The sequence below is a fragment of the Pseudomonas sp. 910_21 genome, assembly GCF_052850735.1.
The window spans coordinates 159,673-175,064 of sequence record NZ_VXCY01000011.1 but is presented as its reverse complement, the minus strand read 5'-3'; the positions used below and the strand labels follow the sequence as shown (position 1 = coordinate 175,064).

The 15,392-nt window shown below is 64.3% G+C and carries 14 protein-coding genes; 8 read left to right on the top strand and 6 right to left on the bottom strand.

From position 1 onward, the window contains the following. The first annotated feature begins 83 nt into the window (after positions 1 to 83). Both FW796_RS29100 and FW796_RS29095 read left to right on the top strand, forming a co-directional pair. A complete protein-coding gene (locus FW796_RS29100) occupies positions 84 to 1,523 on the top strand; it encodes a nucleobase:cation symporter-2 family protein (RefSeq protein ID WP_346634341.1) in 1,440 nt (479 codons plus the stop codon). Positions 1,524 to 1,596: 73 nt separating this feature from the next. Next, a complete protein-coding gene (locus tag FW796_RS29095) occupies positions 1,597 to 2,058 on the top strand; it encodes an LEA type 2 family protein (protein WP_346634340.1) in 462 nt (153 codons plus the stop codon). A gap of 3 nt (positions 2,059 to 2,061) precedes the next feature. On the opposite strand, the gene glsB is transcribed toward FW796_RS29095, so the two are convergent. Further along, entirely contained in the window at positions 2,062 to 2,970 is a 909-nt protein-coding gene (gene glsB, locus FW796_RS29090) for a glutaminase B (protein WP_268561460.1), read from the bottom strand. A gap of 505 nt (positions 2,971 to 3,475) precedes the next feature. Between glsB and FW796_RS29085 the strand changes: the two genes are divergently transcribed. Then, the gene (locus tag FW796_RS29085; RefSeq protein ID WP_446440506.1) at positions 3,476 to 4,729 is read left to right on the top strand and encodes a ferredoxin reductase family protein; all 1,254 of its coding nucleotides are present in this window, start codon (positions 3,476 to 3,478) and stop codon (positions 4,727 to 4,729) included. On the opposite strand, the gene FW796_RS29080 is transcribed toward FW796_RS29085, so the two are convergent. After that, positions 4,730 to 6,268, bottom strand: a complete 1,539-nt coding sequence (locus FW796_RS29080; RefSeq protein WP_404936919.1) for an MFS transporter — start codon at positions 6,266 to 6,268, stop codon at positions 4,730 to 4,732. 127 nt (positions 6,269 to 6,395) lie between these two features. Here FW796_RS29080 and FW796_RS29075 point away from each other — a divergent pair, with 127 nt between their 5' ends. Next, complete coding sequence (locus FW796_RS29075; protein ID WP_446440505.1) at positions 6,396 to 7,310, top strand: LysR family transcriptional regulator; 915 nt, start codon at positions 6,396 to 6,398, stop codon at positions 7,308 to 7,310. Next, positions 7,307 to 7,855, top strand: coding sequence for a GNAT family N-acetyltransferase (locus FW796_RS29070; protein ID WP_430962729.1), 549 nt, complete (start codon positions 7,307 to 7,309; stop codon positions 7,853 to 7,855). Before FW796_RS29075 ends, FW796_RS29070 begins: the two co-directional genes overlap by 4 nt. 14 nt (positions 7,856 to 7,869) lie before the next feature. On the opposite strand, the gene FW796_RS29065 is transcribed toward FW796_RS29070, so the two are convergent. Then, positions 7,870 to 8,790 (bottom strand): carbon-nitrogen hydrolase family protein, encoded by a 921-nt coding sequence (locus FW796_RS29065; protein ID WP_446440504.1) that lies wholly within the window; start codon positions 8,788 to 8,790, stop codon positions 7,870 to 7,872. A gap of 84 nt (positions 8,791 to 8,874) precedes the next feature. Here FW796_RS29065 and FW796_RS29060 point away from each other — a divergent pair, with 84 nt between their 5' ends. Next, a complete protein-coding gene (locus FW796_RS29060; protein WP_123725290.1) occupies positions 8,875 to 9,810 on the top strand; it encodes a LysR family transcriptional regulator in 936 nt (311 codons plus the stop codon). Here the strand turns inward: FW796_RS29060 and FW796_RS29055 are convergent. Then, on the bottom strand, positions 9,782 to 10,036 hold the full coding sequence (locus FW796_RS29055) for a hypothetical protein (protein WP_011061196.1): 255 nt from the start codon (positions 10,034 to 10,036) through the stop codon (positions 9,782 to 9,784). The genes FW796_RS29060 and FW796_RS29055 overlap by 29 nt on opposite strands. Positions 10,037 to 10,258: 222 nt before the next feature. On the opposite strand from FW796_RS29055, the gene FW796_RS29050 reads away from it, so the two are divergent. Further along, the gene (locus tag FW796_RS29050) at positions 10,259 to 10,579 is read left to right on the top strand and encodes a DUF883 family protein (RefSeq protein ID WP_123725292.1); all 321 of its coding nucleotides are present in this window, start codon (positions 10,259 to 10,261) and stop codon (positions 10,577 to 10,579) included. Positions 10,580 to 10,634: 55 nt separating this feature from the next. On the opposite strand, the gene FW796_RS29045 is transcribed toward FW796_RS29050, so the two are convergent. Continuing rightward, the gene (locus FW796_RS29045; protein ID WP_346634327.1) at positions 10,635 to 11,672 is read right to left on the bottom strand and encodes an Ldh family oxidoreductase; all 1,038 of its coding nucleotides are present in this window, start codon (positions 11,670 to 11,672) and stop codon (positions 10,635 to 10,637) included. Between the two features lie 290 nt (positions 11,673 to 11,962). Here FW796_RS29045 and FW796_RS29040 point away from each other — a divergent pair, with 290 nt between their 5' ends. After that, positions 11,963 to 12,964, top strand: coding sequence for a FecR family protein (locus FW796_RS29040; RefSeq protein ID WP_404936930.1), 1,002 nt, complete (start codon positions 11,963 to 11,965; stop codon positions 12,962 to 12,964). 52 nt (positions 12,965 to 13,016) lie between these two features. Here the strand turns inward: FW796_RS29040 and pvdQ are convergent, their stop codons facing one another. Continuing rightward, a complete protein-coding gene (gene pvdQ, locus FW796_RS29035; protein ID WP_446440503.1) occupies positions 13,017 to 15,350 on the bottom strand; it encodes a bifunctional acylase PvdQ in 2,334 nt (777 codons plus the stop codon). Positions 15,351 to 15,392: the final 42 nt, after the last annotated feature.

Sequence of the window (15,392 nt, the reverse complement as noted above, 5' to 3'; positions counted from 1 at the left end):
TGACATGACGTTGCGGCCCAAGTCCCGTCCACATTCCGGCGTGCGCCTTGCTGTATTCGCACGCCACTGGCAGGCCTTCTCCCATGACCGCACCTGATCGTTCCCCTCCCCGTTACAAGTCCGACCTGATCTACGGCCTCAATGACCGTCCGCATTTCAGCGCGGCGATCTTCGCCGCCCTGCAGCACGTGCTGGCCAGTTTCGTCGGCATCATCAGCCCGACCCTGATCTTCGGCGGCGTGCTGGGGCTTGAGAGCGAACTGCCCTACCTGATCAGCATGGCGCTGTTCGTCTCCGGCCTGGGCACCTTCGTCCAGGCCCGGCGCCTGGGACCCATCGGTTCCGGCCTGTTGTGCGTGCAGGGCACCAGTTTCTCCTTTATCAGCGTGCTGCTCAGCGCCGGCTTCATGGTCAAGGGCCGTGGCGGCGACACCCACGAGATCCTCTCCACCATCTTCGGCATCTGCTTTGTCGCAGCCTTTATCGAGATGTTCCTCAGCCAGTTCATCGGCAAGCTGCGCAAGCTGATCACCCCGGTAGTCACCGGCACCATCATTACCCTGATGGGCCTGTCGCTGATCAAGGTAGCGGTCACCGACATGGCCGGCGGCTACGGCGCCAGCGACCTGGGCGCGGCGAGCAACCTGGGGCTGGCGGCCCTGGTGCTGCTGACCATCGTCGTGCTCAACCGCTTCAACCACCCGATGCTGCGCCTGGGCTCGATCGTCATCGGCCTGACCCTGGGCTTCGTGGTGGCGTGGATGCTCGGCCGGGTGGACATGGCGGCCATGCCCGAGGTGCCGCTGGTGAGCGTGCCGGTGCCGTTCAAGTACGGTTTTTCCTTCGACCTGATCGCCTTCATTCCTCTGGCGGTGATCTTCCTGATTTCGCCCCTGGAAGCGGCCGGCGATCTGACTGCCAACTCGATGATTTCCCAGCAGCCGGTCAAGGGTCCGCTATACATCAAACGCATCAAGTCCGGGCTGCTGGCAGACGGTTTCAACTCGGCGGTGGCAGCGGTGTTCAACAGCCTGCCGATGGTGACCTTTGCCCAGAACAACGGCGTGATCCAGTTGACCGGCGTGGCCAGCCGCTACGTGGCCTACTTCATTGCCGGGCTCCTGGTGTTGCTGGGGCTGTTCCCGGTGATCGGCGCGGTGCTGCAACTGATGCCCAAGCCGGTGCTGGGCGGTGCCACCCTGATCATGTTCGGCACCGTGGCCGTGGCCGGGATCAAGATCCTCGCCGAAGCCGGCCTGCATCGGCGCAACGTGCTGATCGTGGCCATTTCCTTAGGCATGGGCCTGGGGGTGGCGGCGGTGCCGGAAGTCCTGCGTGAGCTGCCCAAGGCGCTGCATAACATCTTCGAATCGCCGATCACCGTGGGCGCCTTCTGCGCGATCTTCCTCAACATTTTCCTGCCGGAGGAGTTCCTCGAGCTGGAGGAGGATGAATTCGACCCCGAAGCGGCGACCCTCAAGGTCATGCAGGACCCGGACATGAGCGGCAAAGCGAACTCCTGAGGCTGGCGGGCGTCTATGCTGCGTGCGCGGCGCCCGTCGTACACCCCGCCCTTTTTTTGCAAGCAGGTGCTCCATGCGCAAACTCATCGCCCTGACCCTGGTACTGCTCAGTCTGAGCGCCTGTGCCCTGCTGCCCAACCGCGATCCCCTGGCGATCAACGTGGTGGGCATCGAGCCGCTGCCCAGCCAGGAACTGGAAATGCGCTTCGCGGTGAAACTGCGCCTGCAGAACCCCAACGAAAACGCCATCGACTACAACGGCGTCGCCCTGGACCTGGAAGTCAACGGCCGCCCGCTGGCGTCCGGGGTCAGCGACCAGCGCGGGCATATCGGCCGTTACTCGGAGGACATCCTGGTGATTCCAGTCAGCGTCTCGGCGTTTTCCGTACTGCGCCAGACCCTGGGCCTGAGCCAGACCCAGACCTTGGACAACCTGCCCTATGTACTACGAGGCAAGCTGGCCGGCGGCCTGTTCGGCACCCAGCGCTTCATCGATCGCGGGCAGATCAGCCTGAGCAACCCGGGCGCCTGGTAAGTCCTAGAACACCGACCAGCCGATGCGCTGGCTGAGCAGTTCCAGGGCCGCCATGCCCACCAGGGAGTTGCCGGCGCTGTTGAGTTCCGGTGACCAGACGCAGACCGTGAACTGCCCCGGCACCACCGCGACAATCCCCCCGCCCACCCCGCTCTTGCCCGGCAAGCCGACCCGATAGGCGAAATTGCCGGCTTCGTCGTAGAGCCCGCTGGTGGCCATGATCGAGTTGACCTGCTGAGTCTGCCGCCGGCTGAGGATCTGCTCGCCGCTGTGCTTGCAGAAACCGTCGTTGGCCAGAAAGCAGAACGCTCGGGCCAGATCGACACAGCTCATGCGCAAGGCGCAGTGACTGAAATAACTGCGCAGTACCGCCTCCACATCGTTATGGAAGTTGCCGAAGGACTGCATCAGGTAGGCCATGGCCGCGTTGCGGGCACGGTGCTGGTATTCCGAATCGGCCACCCGGCCATCCACCATCACCTGACTGTTGCCCGACAGACGCCGGACAAAGTCGCGCATGGACAAGGCCGGCGCGGCGAACCGCGACTGGTTGATGTCGCAGATCACCAGAGCCCCGGCGTTGATAAAGGGGTTGCGTGGCCGACCACGCTCGAACTCCAGCTGCACCAGGGAATTGAACGGCTGCCCCGAAGGCTCATGACCCAGGCGCTCCCAGATCGCCTCGCCGGAATGGCCGATGGCCTGCACCAGACTGAAGACCTTGGAAATACTCTGCACTGAAAACGGCGTATCGGCGTCACCGGCGCTGAACACCTGGCCGTCGTTGCCATACACGGCAATCCCCAGCTGATTGGCCGGCACATCGGCCAGGGCTGGAATGTAGTTGGCGACCTGGCCTTGGCCGATCAGGGGGCGGACTTCATCGAGGATCTGGTTCAACAGGGCTTGCATGGTCGGGCTCATCATCACGGGCCCCGATACGGCTGCGGGGCTATGGCTGCTAGACGCGCGCCAGGGCCTGCGCAGCACACCCGAGTGCAAATCCGCCGCCACTTCGCAGGCGCTAGCCGGGCCTACGCCATCCCGTAGTCGCTGGCTTGCCAGCGAAAACAATCCAGGCCCTGCACAGGTCTCCAGAGCCCCTTCGCCGGCACGCCGGCTCCTACCCGCCAGCCGCGCCAACGCCCTGCACATGAAATCGAAATGCAATTGATATTCGATCATTTTTAGCAATCATAAAAAACCGAATCCATGACCAGCATCAGCTTGAATTAAGGTTTAAGCGCTAGGATGGCATCCGGTCACGCGCGAAAAACCTGTCATATCCAGCTTAATCTCAGCGCCACACCACTCCATACATCGCTCCCTTTGGCAGCACCCACCCGTTGCAAAGGGGCCCTTTGCGGCAGTCGATGTTCACGCCATGACGGCATTTCCTGAGCGGAGTCATGCACCCTTGAAAACCTGGCACACGATCGTTGGTGTCCTGCTGATCACCACCTTCACCCTCCTGCTGGAGATTCCTTCCGCCACCTGGCTGACCTCCGCCACCCTGAGCATGATCCTGGGCAGCGCCGCCCTGGCCTACATGGCCCTGTCCTGCCTGCTGGCTGCCCGCTGGGGTTTTGTCGAGCGCCTGTTCGGCGGCCTCGACCGGGTCTACGAGGCGCATAAATGGCTGGGCATCTGGGCCCTGGCGTTCGCCAGCTATCACCTGGTGTTCAAGGCCAACCTGGAAGAATGGAACAGCGTGCCGATCCTCGAACTGTCGAAGTACTGGACCCGCCTGGTGCGCCAGCTGAGCTACGTGGCCCTGGGCCTGATTGTGCTCCTGGCGCTGAACCGCAACATTCCCTACAGCCAGTGGCGCTGGTGGCACAAGCTGTCCGGCCCGCTGTTTTTGATCGTCATCCTGCACTGGCTGAGCTTCAAGTCGCCCATCACCCTGGACTCGCCCTCGGGTCTCTGGCTCGGCGCGCTGTGCATCCTCGGGGTGCTCGGGGCCCTATACAAGCTGCTGCTCTACCCTTTCGTGGCCAAGGTCGGCGAGTACCAAGTGAGCGCGGTCAAGGTGGAAAAGAACTCCCTGCACCTGGAACTGCAGCCCCTGGGTCGGGGCTTTCCGTTCAAGGCCGGCCAGTTCGCCTTTTTGTCGATGCAGGAAAAGGGCCTGCGCGAGCCGCACCCCTTCACCATCGCCAGCGCCCAGACCGAAGACGGGCGCATCGAATTCGTGATCCGCGCCCTCGGCGACTACACCCAACGGCTGCGCAAGCAGGTGCAACCCGGCATGCGCGCTGACCTCTACGCGCCCTATGGCCGCTTCAAGCGGCCTCGGGAAGCGGCTCGGGAAATCTGGATTGGCGGCGGCGTAGGCATCTCGCCGTTCATTTCCTGGCTGCAGGATTCGGCCGCCGGGCGGTTCGACAAGGCGACCCTGGTGTACTGCTACAACCCGTCTCGGGCCTTTCCCAGCGTCGACACCCTGCAAGGCATGGCCCAGGCCCGTGGTGTGGACTTCGTCGCCAACAGCGGCGGCACTCAATCCCTGGCCCAGACCCTCAAGCGCACTGCCACGGAAACCGACCCGCAGCAGATCCAGATCAGCTTCTGCGGACCCAAGGGCCTGCTGGCCCAGGTGCGGGAACTGATGAACGAGTACAGGATTCCCGAAGGCAACCTGCACTATGAGTTCTTCGAATTCCGCTGATCAGTCGCCGGCCTGATGCGGGTGGCGCGGCTCATGCAACGCCACCCTCACCACCAGGGCAGACAGCAGGGTGATGACCATCAACACCTGCAACAGCTGGCTGAACGCCTCGGAGTAGAGGTGCAGCACCCCCTCCCGGGTCAACGCCGGCAAGGACCCGGCGCTGGCCTTCAGATCGCCACCAGCCAACTGCCGCGCGGCCAGCAGCAGCGACTCTCCCGGCGCCGCGAGGCTTGCAAGGCGGTGTTGCAACAGCCCCGCCAGCAGCGCCACCACTAAGGCCAGGGCTATGCCCTCACCCGCCACCCGGGTGGTACTGAAGATGCCGCTGGCCATGCCGGCCCGCTCCTTGGGCACCACGCTCACCGACAGCCCATCCATCAAGCCCCAGGGCAATCCGCTGCCCAGGCCGATCACCAGCAATGGCCAGGCCCGCTCGACAGCGGCCTGCCCCGGTTCGATCCGACTGAGCCAGAACAGCCCGCCGGCAGCCACCAGCAAACCCAGGCTCGACAGGTTGCCAGCGCTGAACCAGCGGTTGAGCCAACCTGCGGCAAAGGGCACCACCAGCATCGGCGCCGACAGGGCCATCATCAGGATTCCGGCGTCGATCTCGCTGTAGCCTTCGACGCCGATAAAGCGGATCGGCAGCAGGATCAGCAGCACCACGTAGCAGTAGCAGGTGGCGATGGGCAGCACTTGCACCCCGACAAAGCGCGGGTAGCGAAACAGCGACAGGTCAAGCATCGGCCGAAAGGCCCGGCGTTCCACAACAATGAACAGCCCCAGCGCCAACAGCGCTCCCGCCAGCAACAACAGGACCCAGGGGCTGTCCCAACCACTCTGGGGCGCCTGCAGAATGCCCCAGGTGAGCAGCACCAGGGCCAGGGTGAAACTCAAAGTGCCGGGCCAGTCCACGCCTTGGGCCTCGGGGTCCCGGGATTCCTCCATGCGCGGCACACCAAAGCCCAGGGACAAGCCGCCGATCAGCGCCCCGGAGACGAAGATCCCGCGCCAGCCGCTGTGCTCGATCAGCACCCCGGCCAGGATCGGCCCAAAGGCCAGACCGACGCCGAAGGTGGTGCCCAGCAGGCTGAAGGCGCGGGTTCGCGCCGGTCCTTCGAAGGCCTGGGCCAGGGCGGCCGAGCCACCGGCCAGGGCGGCGGCGCCTGCCAGGCCCTGGACCCCGCGCAACAAGTTGAGCCACAGCAGCGACGGCACGAACACCAGGGCCAGGGAGCTCAGGCCGAACAGCGCCACCCCCAGGCTGAACAAACGCTTGCGACCGTACTCATCGGCCAGGGTGCCGGCCGCCATCAGCACACTGCCGAAGGTCAGCATGAAGGCGTTGGTGGTCCAGCTCAGGGCCAGCGGGCTGCCCCCCAGTTCGCGGCCAATGGCCGGCGTCGCCACCGCCACGCCGACAAAGGTCAGGGGCAACATCAAGGCCGCCAGACAGACCGCGGCCAGTACCCCATAGGAAGCCCGTTCGCGGGCGCGGGCCGCCGGCCTCAGGGACAATTCGAGTTCAGGATTCACGCACACCTCTCAGCCCTGACAACCCGGGCGATTTGCAGAAAAATCCATGATAGAGGTGCCGCAATAGGCAAAAAACCAGGCATTCTTCCGCTCTTTACGGACAAAAACGCTGCAATCGAGGTGAGAGATGGACAACCTTAACGGCCTGCAAGTGTTTGTCTGCGTAGTCCGGAGCGGCAGCCTGGTGGGGGCCGGCGAGCGTCTTGGACTGTCCGCCTCAGCGGTGGGCAAGGCCCTGGCGCGCCTGGAACAACGACTCGGCGTACGCCTGCTCAATCGCAGCACCCGGCGTCTGAGCCTGACGGACGAAGGCACGCTGTTCTACGAGCGCGGCCAGCGTATCGTCGACGAGGTGCTGGAGGCCGAGGCCGAGCTGGCGCGGATCAGCGACAAGCCCCGGGGCCGGCTGCGGGTCAGCCTGCCCGCCATCGGCTATCGCATGCTGCTGCCGATCCTGCCGGAATTCGCCGCACGCTATCCGGACATCGAGCTGGACCTGGACTTCAACGACCGGCTGATCGACGTGATCGCCGAAGGCGTCGACGCGGTGATCCGCAGCGGCGAGCTGCCAGACTCCCAACTCAAGTCCAGGAGCCTCGGCCCCTTCGGCTTCGTGCTGATCGGCGCCCCCGGCTACTTTGCCCAGCGCGGCATCCCTCACTCCCCCCGGGACCTGGAGCAGCACGCCTGTCTGCGCTACAAGTTCCCCGGCGGCAGCGTGCTGCAGCCATGGAGTCTGCGCCTGCCCGACGGCGCGCCACCGCTGGTACTGGGCAGCGCCCTGACCAGCAACAACCTTGAGTCGTTGATCCACGCCGCAAGCCAGGGCCTGGGCATCGCCTACGTGCCCGAATTCGTGGTCTGTGGCGCCCTGGCCGACGGCAGCCTGATCTCGGTGCTGGACGACTATCAGCAAGAGCGCGGCAAGTTCTCCATTCTCTGGCCCAGCAGCCGGCACTTGCTGCCAAAATTGCGGGTCTTCGTCGACTTTCTCAGCCAGCGACTGAGGCTAGGCAACCCCCACAAGGAGTCCCGCTCATGATCGACCCTGTTCCCACCCTGCACACCGAACGCCTGCTGCTGCGCCCCCTGGAACTGGCGGACGCCGAGGCCATCCAGCAGCTGTTCCCGCAGTGGGAAGTGGTGCGCTACCTCAATGCCGTGGTGCCCTGGCCCTACCCGGCCGACGGCGCCCTGAGCTACCTGCGGGACATGGCCCTGCCGGCAATGGCCCGGGGCACAGAATGGCACTGGACAATCCGTCTGCGCAGCGAACCGGAGCAAATGATCGGCAGCATCAGCCTGATGAACGAAGCCGACAACAACCGCGGCTTCTGGCTGGCCCCGCCGTGGCAAGGCCAGGGTTACATGAGCGAAGCCTGCACCGTGGTCGACGAATTCTGGTTCGAAGTGCTGCAACAACCGCTGATGCGGGTGCCCAAGGCTGCGCCGAACCAGGGCTCGCGGCGAATCTCCGAGCGCGGCGGCATGCGCCTGGTCCGCTCCGAGAGCGGCGACTTTGTCGGCGGGCATTTCCCCCTGGACATCTGGGAAATCACCCGCGAACAGTGGCGCCGCCGACGCTGAACAACGCCGGCGAGTCAGATAAAGCGCACCCCGGATCGGGGGCGTTGGTCCACGCTCAGTTCAAACACATCCGGACGCGCATAGTGGCCGACCACGTCGTAGTCATAGCGGGCCTTCACCAGGTCAGCCGTGTCGATCTCGGCGCTGATCAGCCCGCTGCTCCCCACCAGCGGCCCGGCCAATACGTCGCCCATGGGCCCCACGATGACGCTGCCACCGGCGATCAGCGGGCGCTCTGCCGGCCAGTTGGCAATCTCCAGCCCCAGTTCCTGGGGCGAGGCCTGGACCTGACAGGCGCTGACCACGAAACAACGACCTTCATGGGCGATGTGACGCATGCTCACCTGCCACATCTCGCGCTCGTCCACCGTGGGCGCGCACCAGACTTCGATGCCCTGGGCGTACATCGCGGTGCGCAGCAACGGCATCATGTTTTCCCAGCAGATCACCGCGCCGACCCGGCCCACCTGGGTGTCCAGCACTGGCAGAGTCGAGCCGTCGCCCTGGCCCCAGATCAGGCGCTCGGTGCCGGTGGGCATCAGTTTGCGATGCTTGCCCACGAGCCCCTGCTGCGGATCGAAATACAGCGCCGTGCAATACAGGGTGCTGCCACTGCGCTCGATCACCCCCAGCACCAGATTGGCCCCGGTTCGGGCCGACAAACCGGCCAGAGCTTCGGTCTCGACCCCGGGTACATCAATGGCATTGGCAAAGTAACGGGCAAAGGCTTCACGCCCCTCGGGCAAGCGGTAACCCAGTTGGGTGCCGAAGCCTTCGCCCTTGGGATAGCCCCCCAACAGCGCTTCGGGCATCACCACCAACTGCGCACCCGCGTCGATGATGGCGCCCTCATAGGAGAGGATCTGCTCCAGGGTGGCGGCCTTGCCTTCTGGCAGGGCACCGATTTGCAGGGCAGCGACTATGGACTTGGGCATGACATGACTCCTCGTACGATCAGGTGTTGCGCATTGTCCTGCGGCCGCTGATCATCGATAAACCCCAACTCAGTGCTTAATGATATGAACCAGATGAATATCGCCAGCGTCGACCTCAACCTGCTCAAGGCTTTCGAAGCCCTACATGACGAGTCCAGCGCCAGCCGCGCGGCCCTGCGCCTGGGAGTGACCCAATCGGCCATGAGTGCGGCCTTGCGCCGCCTGCGCGAGTTGTATGGCGATCAATTGTTCGTTCGCACCGGCCGCGGCCTGGCGCCGACTCTCAAGGCCAATCAATTGAAGCCGGTGGTCACTGAGGCCCTGAACAAATGCCGCCAGAGCCTGGCCATGGTTGCCCCGGACAGCGCCGACTATCAGGGACGCTCGGTGACGGTCGGCCTGTCGGATGATTTCGAGATTGCCTACGGCCGGCGCCTGATCGAAGCCGTGGCCCGCCGCGCACCCAAGTTGCGACTGATCTTCCGCCAGACCCACAGCCAGATCGTCGCCGAGGCGCTGTTGCAGCGCAGCGTCGACCTGGCCATCAGCGCCGGTGGCTTTGCCGAGCGCCTGCTCAGTCGGCAGGTGCTGGGGGAAGGCGACTACCTGTGTTTGGCGGACCCGGCCAGCCTGGCCCCCGGGCAACGGCAGATCGACCTCGAAGAATTCGTTCGGCGCGAACACCTGCTGGTGTCGTCACAAGGGTTTATCGGCATCACCGATGAAGGATTGGCGAATCTGGGACTCAGTCGTCAGGTCTGCGCCTCGACCACGCATTTTGCCGCGCTGCCCTTTCTGCTCAAGGGCAGCCAGGCGGTGGCGACCATTCCCGCCCATGCCGCGCGGCGCATCGCCGAGTTCACCGGCCTGCAACTGCTGCCCTGCCCTCTGGCGCTGCCGCGCTATCCGATCGAACTGGGCTGGCGCACCAGCCCGCAGATCGACCCGCTGCTGGTGAAGGTGCGTGAAGCGATTGTCGAGAGTTTCGCGATTACTTGTTCGCCGCCATCAGCCGATTGACTTCACTGCGCACCATGTTGGAGTACTCCGGCGGCGACATGCCGTCCAGTTCTGCACGAACCCACTCGGCCCATTTGCCCTTGCGCTTGCCGCGCTCGCCGAACAGCCGTGCCGCCTCGCCCTTGGCCTTGCCCAGGTTGCTCTGCCACAAGTCGAACAGACGGGACTTCTCGTCCTCGATGGCGGCGCGTTCGGCCAGGGTCTTGTTAGCCAGATTGAAACTCATGGGAAATTCCTGCTGCGTAAAATAGGCGCCATCTTACACTGTAGGGGCTGAGGGTTTTACTCAAGGGTGGCGAGCAAGGCGCAAAATGGCTGCAACTTTTGCCCCCGCGCCGAACTCCATTGCTTGCCACCCATTCACCTGTAGCCGCTGGCAAAGGCAGCAATCGGCCCAGCAACAGAGGCTGGCGTTGCACCAGCGGCGATATTTCCAAGGAAAAACTTCATGGCTCGTAAATCTGCCGCGCAAGCGGAAAGCGATCAAATCAAGGACCAGGCCTTCAGCGAACTGCAGGCGCTGATCGAAGAATCAGAAAAGCTGCTCAAGGGCAGCGCCAGCCTGGTGGGCGAAGAAGGTGAAAGCTTGCGCCAGCAAGTGAGCCTCAAGCTCAAGCAGGCGCTGGAATCGGTCAGCAACGTGCGCGAGCGCAGCAAACCGGTGGTGGATGCCACCGAGCAATACATCGGTGGCCACCCGTGGCAGACCGTGGCCATCTCCGCCGGCTTTGGCCTGGTGGTCGGCCTGTTGCTGGGCCGGCGTTCGTAACCGCCCCCCGCTCCAGGGCCAGGCGCGCCAGTGGCGGCCTGGCCCTTTTTTCGTTTCAGTCCTGCGCCAGCGCCCGCAGCTGCTGCAGTTGCTCCACGCCCATGGCGATTCCCTTTTGCAGCGAGCGCTCGCGCTGCTGATGCCGACGATCCCCCGGTAAACGCTTGAGTCCCACCGCATGCATCTGCCGCACCAGTTCCTGACTGCGCTCGGCGAAGTTCTGTCCGGCAGCCTTGCTCGGGTCGATGACGATCAGCAATTGCCCGGTCCAGGGCGTCTTCGCCCCGGGGTGATTGGACCAGTCGAACTCGAAGGAAAAGTGACCTCCGGTCAGGGCCGCGGCCAGCAACTCCACCATCATCGAGAGGGCCGAACCTTTGTGGCCGCCAAACGGCAGCAAGGCGCCCCCTTCGAGAATCGCCTTGGGGTCCTGGGTCGGCTGTCCCAGGCTGTCGACGCCGATGCCAAGGGGCAAGCGCTCGCCCTTGCGCGCGGCGATCTGCACATCGCCGTGGGCGATGGCACTGGTGGCGAGGTCGAAGACGATCGGCTGGCCCTGGGCCTGGGGGGCGGCGAAGGCAATCGGATTGGTGCCGAACAACGGCCGGTCGGCGCCGTGGGGGACGACACAGGTCATGCTGTTAACCACGCTCAGGGCCACCAGCCCCTCTTCGGCAAAGGGCTCGACATCTGGCCAGAGTGCAGCGAAATGGTGCGAGTTACGGATCGCCAGCACCGCGATCCCGGCGTTGCGGGCCTTGTTCACCAGCAGCTCGCGAGCGGCCGCCAGGGCCGGCTGGGCAAAGCCGTTGCCGGCGTCGACCCGGACAAAGGCTGCCGCAACGTCCTCCACCACAGGCACCGCCCGACCATCGACCCAGCCACTGGCCAGGGTCGAGACATAACCGGGAATACGGAACACACCATGACTCTGGGCACCGTCGCGCTCGGCAGCGGCGCAGTTCTCGGCCAGGCAGCGGGCCACTTCGGCGCGGCAGCCATGGCGCAGGAAAATCGTCTCCAGCAACTGCACCAGAGCGGGTAGAGAGAGGTATTGGCAGGGCGTTTCAACAACCGGGGATGATGCAGACATCTGAAGCTCCAGAGTAATTATTGGAGGGGGCGACAGCATGTGACCCGTCGATTAAACAACGGCGACTGTTGGCCCTGTCAACCCGATCCCATGGGTTGCAGGGAAGGTGCCAGTGTTGCTGACACACAGACACTGTCGTCAGGCTTGCCGATTTGTAGACACTTTCGATACACAGCATGTTTTCAAGGCGTGGCAGATGAAAATAAGTTCACTTTGATGCGCATTAGCCATGACGCCTGTTCTACAAGCCTTACGGCGGAGGGTAGAATGCGGGAAATCAGGAAGAGTCAATGAGCGAACAGATCCTCTCAGAAGCCGAATACGACGCCATTACCCAAGCTGCGGCGCAATGGTGCATGCGCCTGCATGAAGCCGACTGCAGCGATGCGGAGCGTCTGGCCTTTCAGCAATGGCATGATGCCGACCCCCTGCACGCTTTCGAATACGAGGCGATGCGGGAGATATGGGAAGTGGCCGATCAACTGCCTCCCTCCACACTGGCACCGACTCCGGTCAAGCTTGCCCCTCGACGCACCTGGCAGCATTACGGCGTGGCCGCTGCCGTCGCCCTGTGCGCCCTGCCCCTGGCCGCCTACAGCGGCTGGGAGCTGGGCTGGCTGCCGTCGTCCTACGAACGCTTCGAAGCCGGCGACAGTCTGCGCAATGTGACCCTGGCCGACGGCAGCCAGGTGGAACTGAACCTGGGCAGCAGCCTGACCTACAGCAACTACAAGGATCAGCGCCGGGTCACTCTGAAAAAGGGTGAGGCGTTCTTCAGGGTCAGCCACGACAGCAGCCATCCGTTCGTGGTCAAGGCCGCCCATGGCCAGGTCAAGGTCACCGGCACCCAGTTCAACGTGTGGATGTATGAAGATCAGGTACGGGTCACCCTGCTCCAGGGCTCGGTGCTGGTCACCAGCAATACTGCCCTGCCCGGCGAAGGCTTCCGCCTGGAGCCGGGCATGCAGGCCCGCTACAAGGATGGCGACTACGCGCCGCAGATCAGCCAGACCTACAGCAACGACAGTTCTCTGGCCTGGCGCAACGGCAAGCTGGTGCTGGACAACCTGGCCCTCAGCGATGCCCTGCCGCTGATCAATCGCTACCTGGACACCCCGGTGCAACTGGCTGACAACTCGACCGGCAAGATCCGCGTCGGCGGCATCTACAACACCCGGGAGATCAAGAGCCTGCTGACTTCGCTGCCCAAGGTGCTGCCGGTCTACCTGACGCGCAATCGCGAAGGCAACCCGGTGATCAACTCGTTGCCTCAGTCGCCGCCAAAAAGCTGAAGGCCGCCCCGTTGCGGGGGCGGCCTCGATTCACTTCAACCGCTGACATCCACTACTTGTGCAATGGCTGCCAATCCCGCCGCGGCTCCTGGATCAGTTGCGACTGATACTGGCCATCGGCGCGGATCTGCGCTTCGGTAAAGGGCAGCACACTCCACTGATTCCGGGCAAAGGCCTCGGTCTGGTCGCGAAAGTGCGGCGACGCCGGATCGCTGGACAGGGAAAACGCCAGCAGCCCGAGGGCTCGCGGCCCCTGCTCGTCGAAACTGACCACATTCAGGTAGCTGGTGCCGCTCACCACCTCGCGCTTGCCGTCGGCACCCGGCACGCTCTGGATAGCGTTGTACACCCCCAGGCTTTCCGGGCCGCCAGGCACCGGGGTCGGCCGCCCACCCTGGCTCACCTGCTGGATATCGCCCCAGCGCACATCGGCGCCCAGCCCGGCCTGCTCCACTTGCTGCGCCGAGGCCAGCATCGCCTCACGCAGGGCCTGGGCCACTGACGGACGACTGATGGCCAACCCCCGTGGCGTGTGCTGCGGGTCCTTGGGGTCGAAGGCCACACGCCAGATGTCGGGACTCTGCAGCAACGGCTGCATGATGCCCTGGAAGTGCACGAACCCCAGGCCCGTCTGCAGCCCGGCACTGCGATCCCAGGACTTGAGGCTGGCGCACAGCGTGGCCAGTCGCCGGGCGTCGGGGCCCAGGTCCTGCGCGCAGAATTGCAGCAGGTCCGGCATCACCTGACCGGCCAGGTACACCTGATCATCGGTGACCATATGCTGCAGATCGCTGACCTGGGCCTTGGGCATCCGGCTCAAGCGATCCAGGGCGAAACGCGCGCGCATCTTCAGGGGCACATCCTGCTGGCTGATCACCGGCGAGAAGCCCTGCAGCGGCGCCGCCGGGTTGACCATCCAGGCCGAGTCATTGGAGTGCTGCAAGTAGTCGTTGCGGGCCAGTTGCGGCAATTGGCCGGCGGCGAAAATACCCGGCTGGGCCGCCGCCGGGTCGATATCCCAGGCACAGGTGCTGCGGGAGCCGTCGAGGACGATGACCTGAGTGCCGATCCGTGGATCGCTGCACTGGGCCAGCTTGGCCTGGGTGACGTTGGGCACCACCGACTGGTTCATGTAAAGCGCACGGCCCTGGTCGTCCACCGCCAGGGTGTTGACCCAGGGAATGCCCTGCAACTGATGCACGCTGTCTTGCAAGCCGGTCACGCTGTTGGCCTGGTTCATCGCATACCACTGGGCCAGCACCCGGGTGTTGTCGAGGTTGGCATCACGCAGGCTGTAGGCATGTTCGCGGTCCCAGTCCAGTTCCCCAGGCCACTGCACCACCGGGCCGAAGACCGAGCTGTAGAGCGTCCGTGACTGGCTGTGCAACTGGCCATCCTGGCCTTTGACCTGCACCGTGACCGTCTGGCGCTCCAGGGGCCGGGAGCGACCGTCCAGCAGATAGCGGGTCGGGTCCTTGGGGTCCAATTGCAGGCGGTACAGGGTGAAATGCTTGGACGCATCCACCGTGTGGGTCCAGGCCAGGTGCTGGTTGAAACCTATATTGATCAGCGGCAGGCCCGGCAAGGCCGCCCCCATCACATCCAACTGACCGGGAATGGTCAGGTGCATCTGATAGAAACGCATGGCGCCGATCCAGGGGAAATGCGGGTTGGCCAGCAGCAGGCCGCGACCGTTGAACGAACGCTCGCTGCCGATGGCCACGGCATTGCTGCCACGGTCCAGGGCAAAACCTTGCTGGCGGACTGTTGCCAGTTGCCAGCGACGCTCGCTCAGTGCCGCCTGGGCGGTGACGCCCGGCGGCGTGGCTCCCGCCAGGGCCTCGGCGAACTGACCGGCGCCGCCTTCCACCAGCAAGCGCCGAGTCAGCTTTACCAGGTCCGAGGTAGCCAGCGGCCGTACCCAGTCGCCCTGGCACTGCTCGGGCAGCCCCTGGACCCGGCGCTCCGCCAACTGGCGGTTGTAGCCCTCAACATAACCCTGCATGCGCTCACGCACCGCCGGGGTCTGTGCCTGCCAGAAGCCGGCTACCGCCTGGGGCGTGTTCAGCCAACTGAAAAACACATCGCTGCTCAGGTTGTCCCGTTGCTCCAGAGTCTGGCCTTCGGCACCGAAGTACTTGGCCCGCTCGGCGTTCACCGTCAGCACTTCATTGGCCATCAGGCACAGATTGTCCTGGGCGTAGGCGTAACCGATGCCGTAGCCCAGGCCGCGCTCGTCGCTGGCACGGATATGCGGGACACCAAAGCTAGTGCGGCGAATCTCGGCACGGGTCTGTTCAGGCTGCGCCAGTGCGTAGGCACCGCAACTGAAACTTAGAAACAGGGCTGCAAGGCAAAAATGCGGTAACTGCCTGGAAATGATCACGCCGACTCCTGATGCAAAAATACAGAACCAGGACTGGTGTGC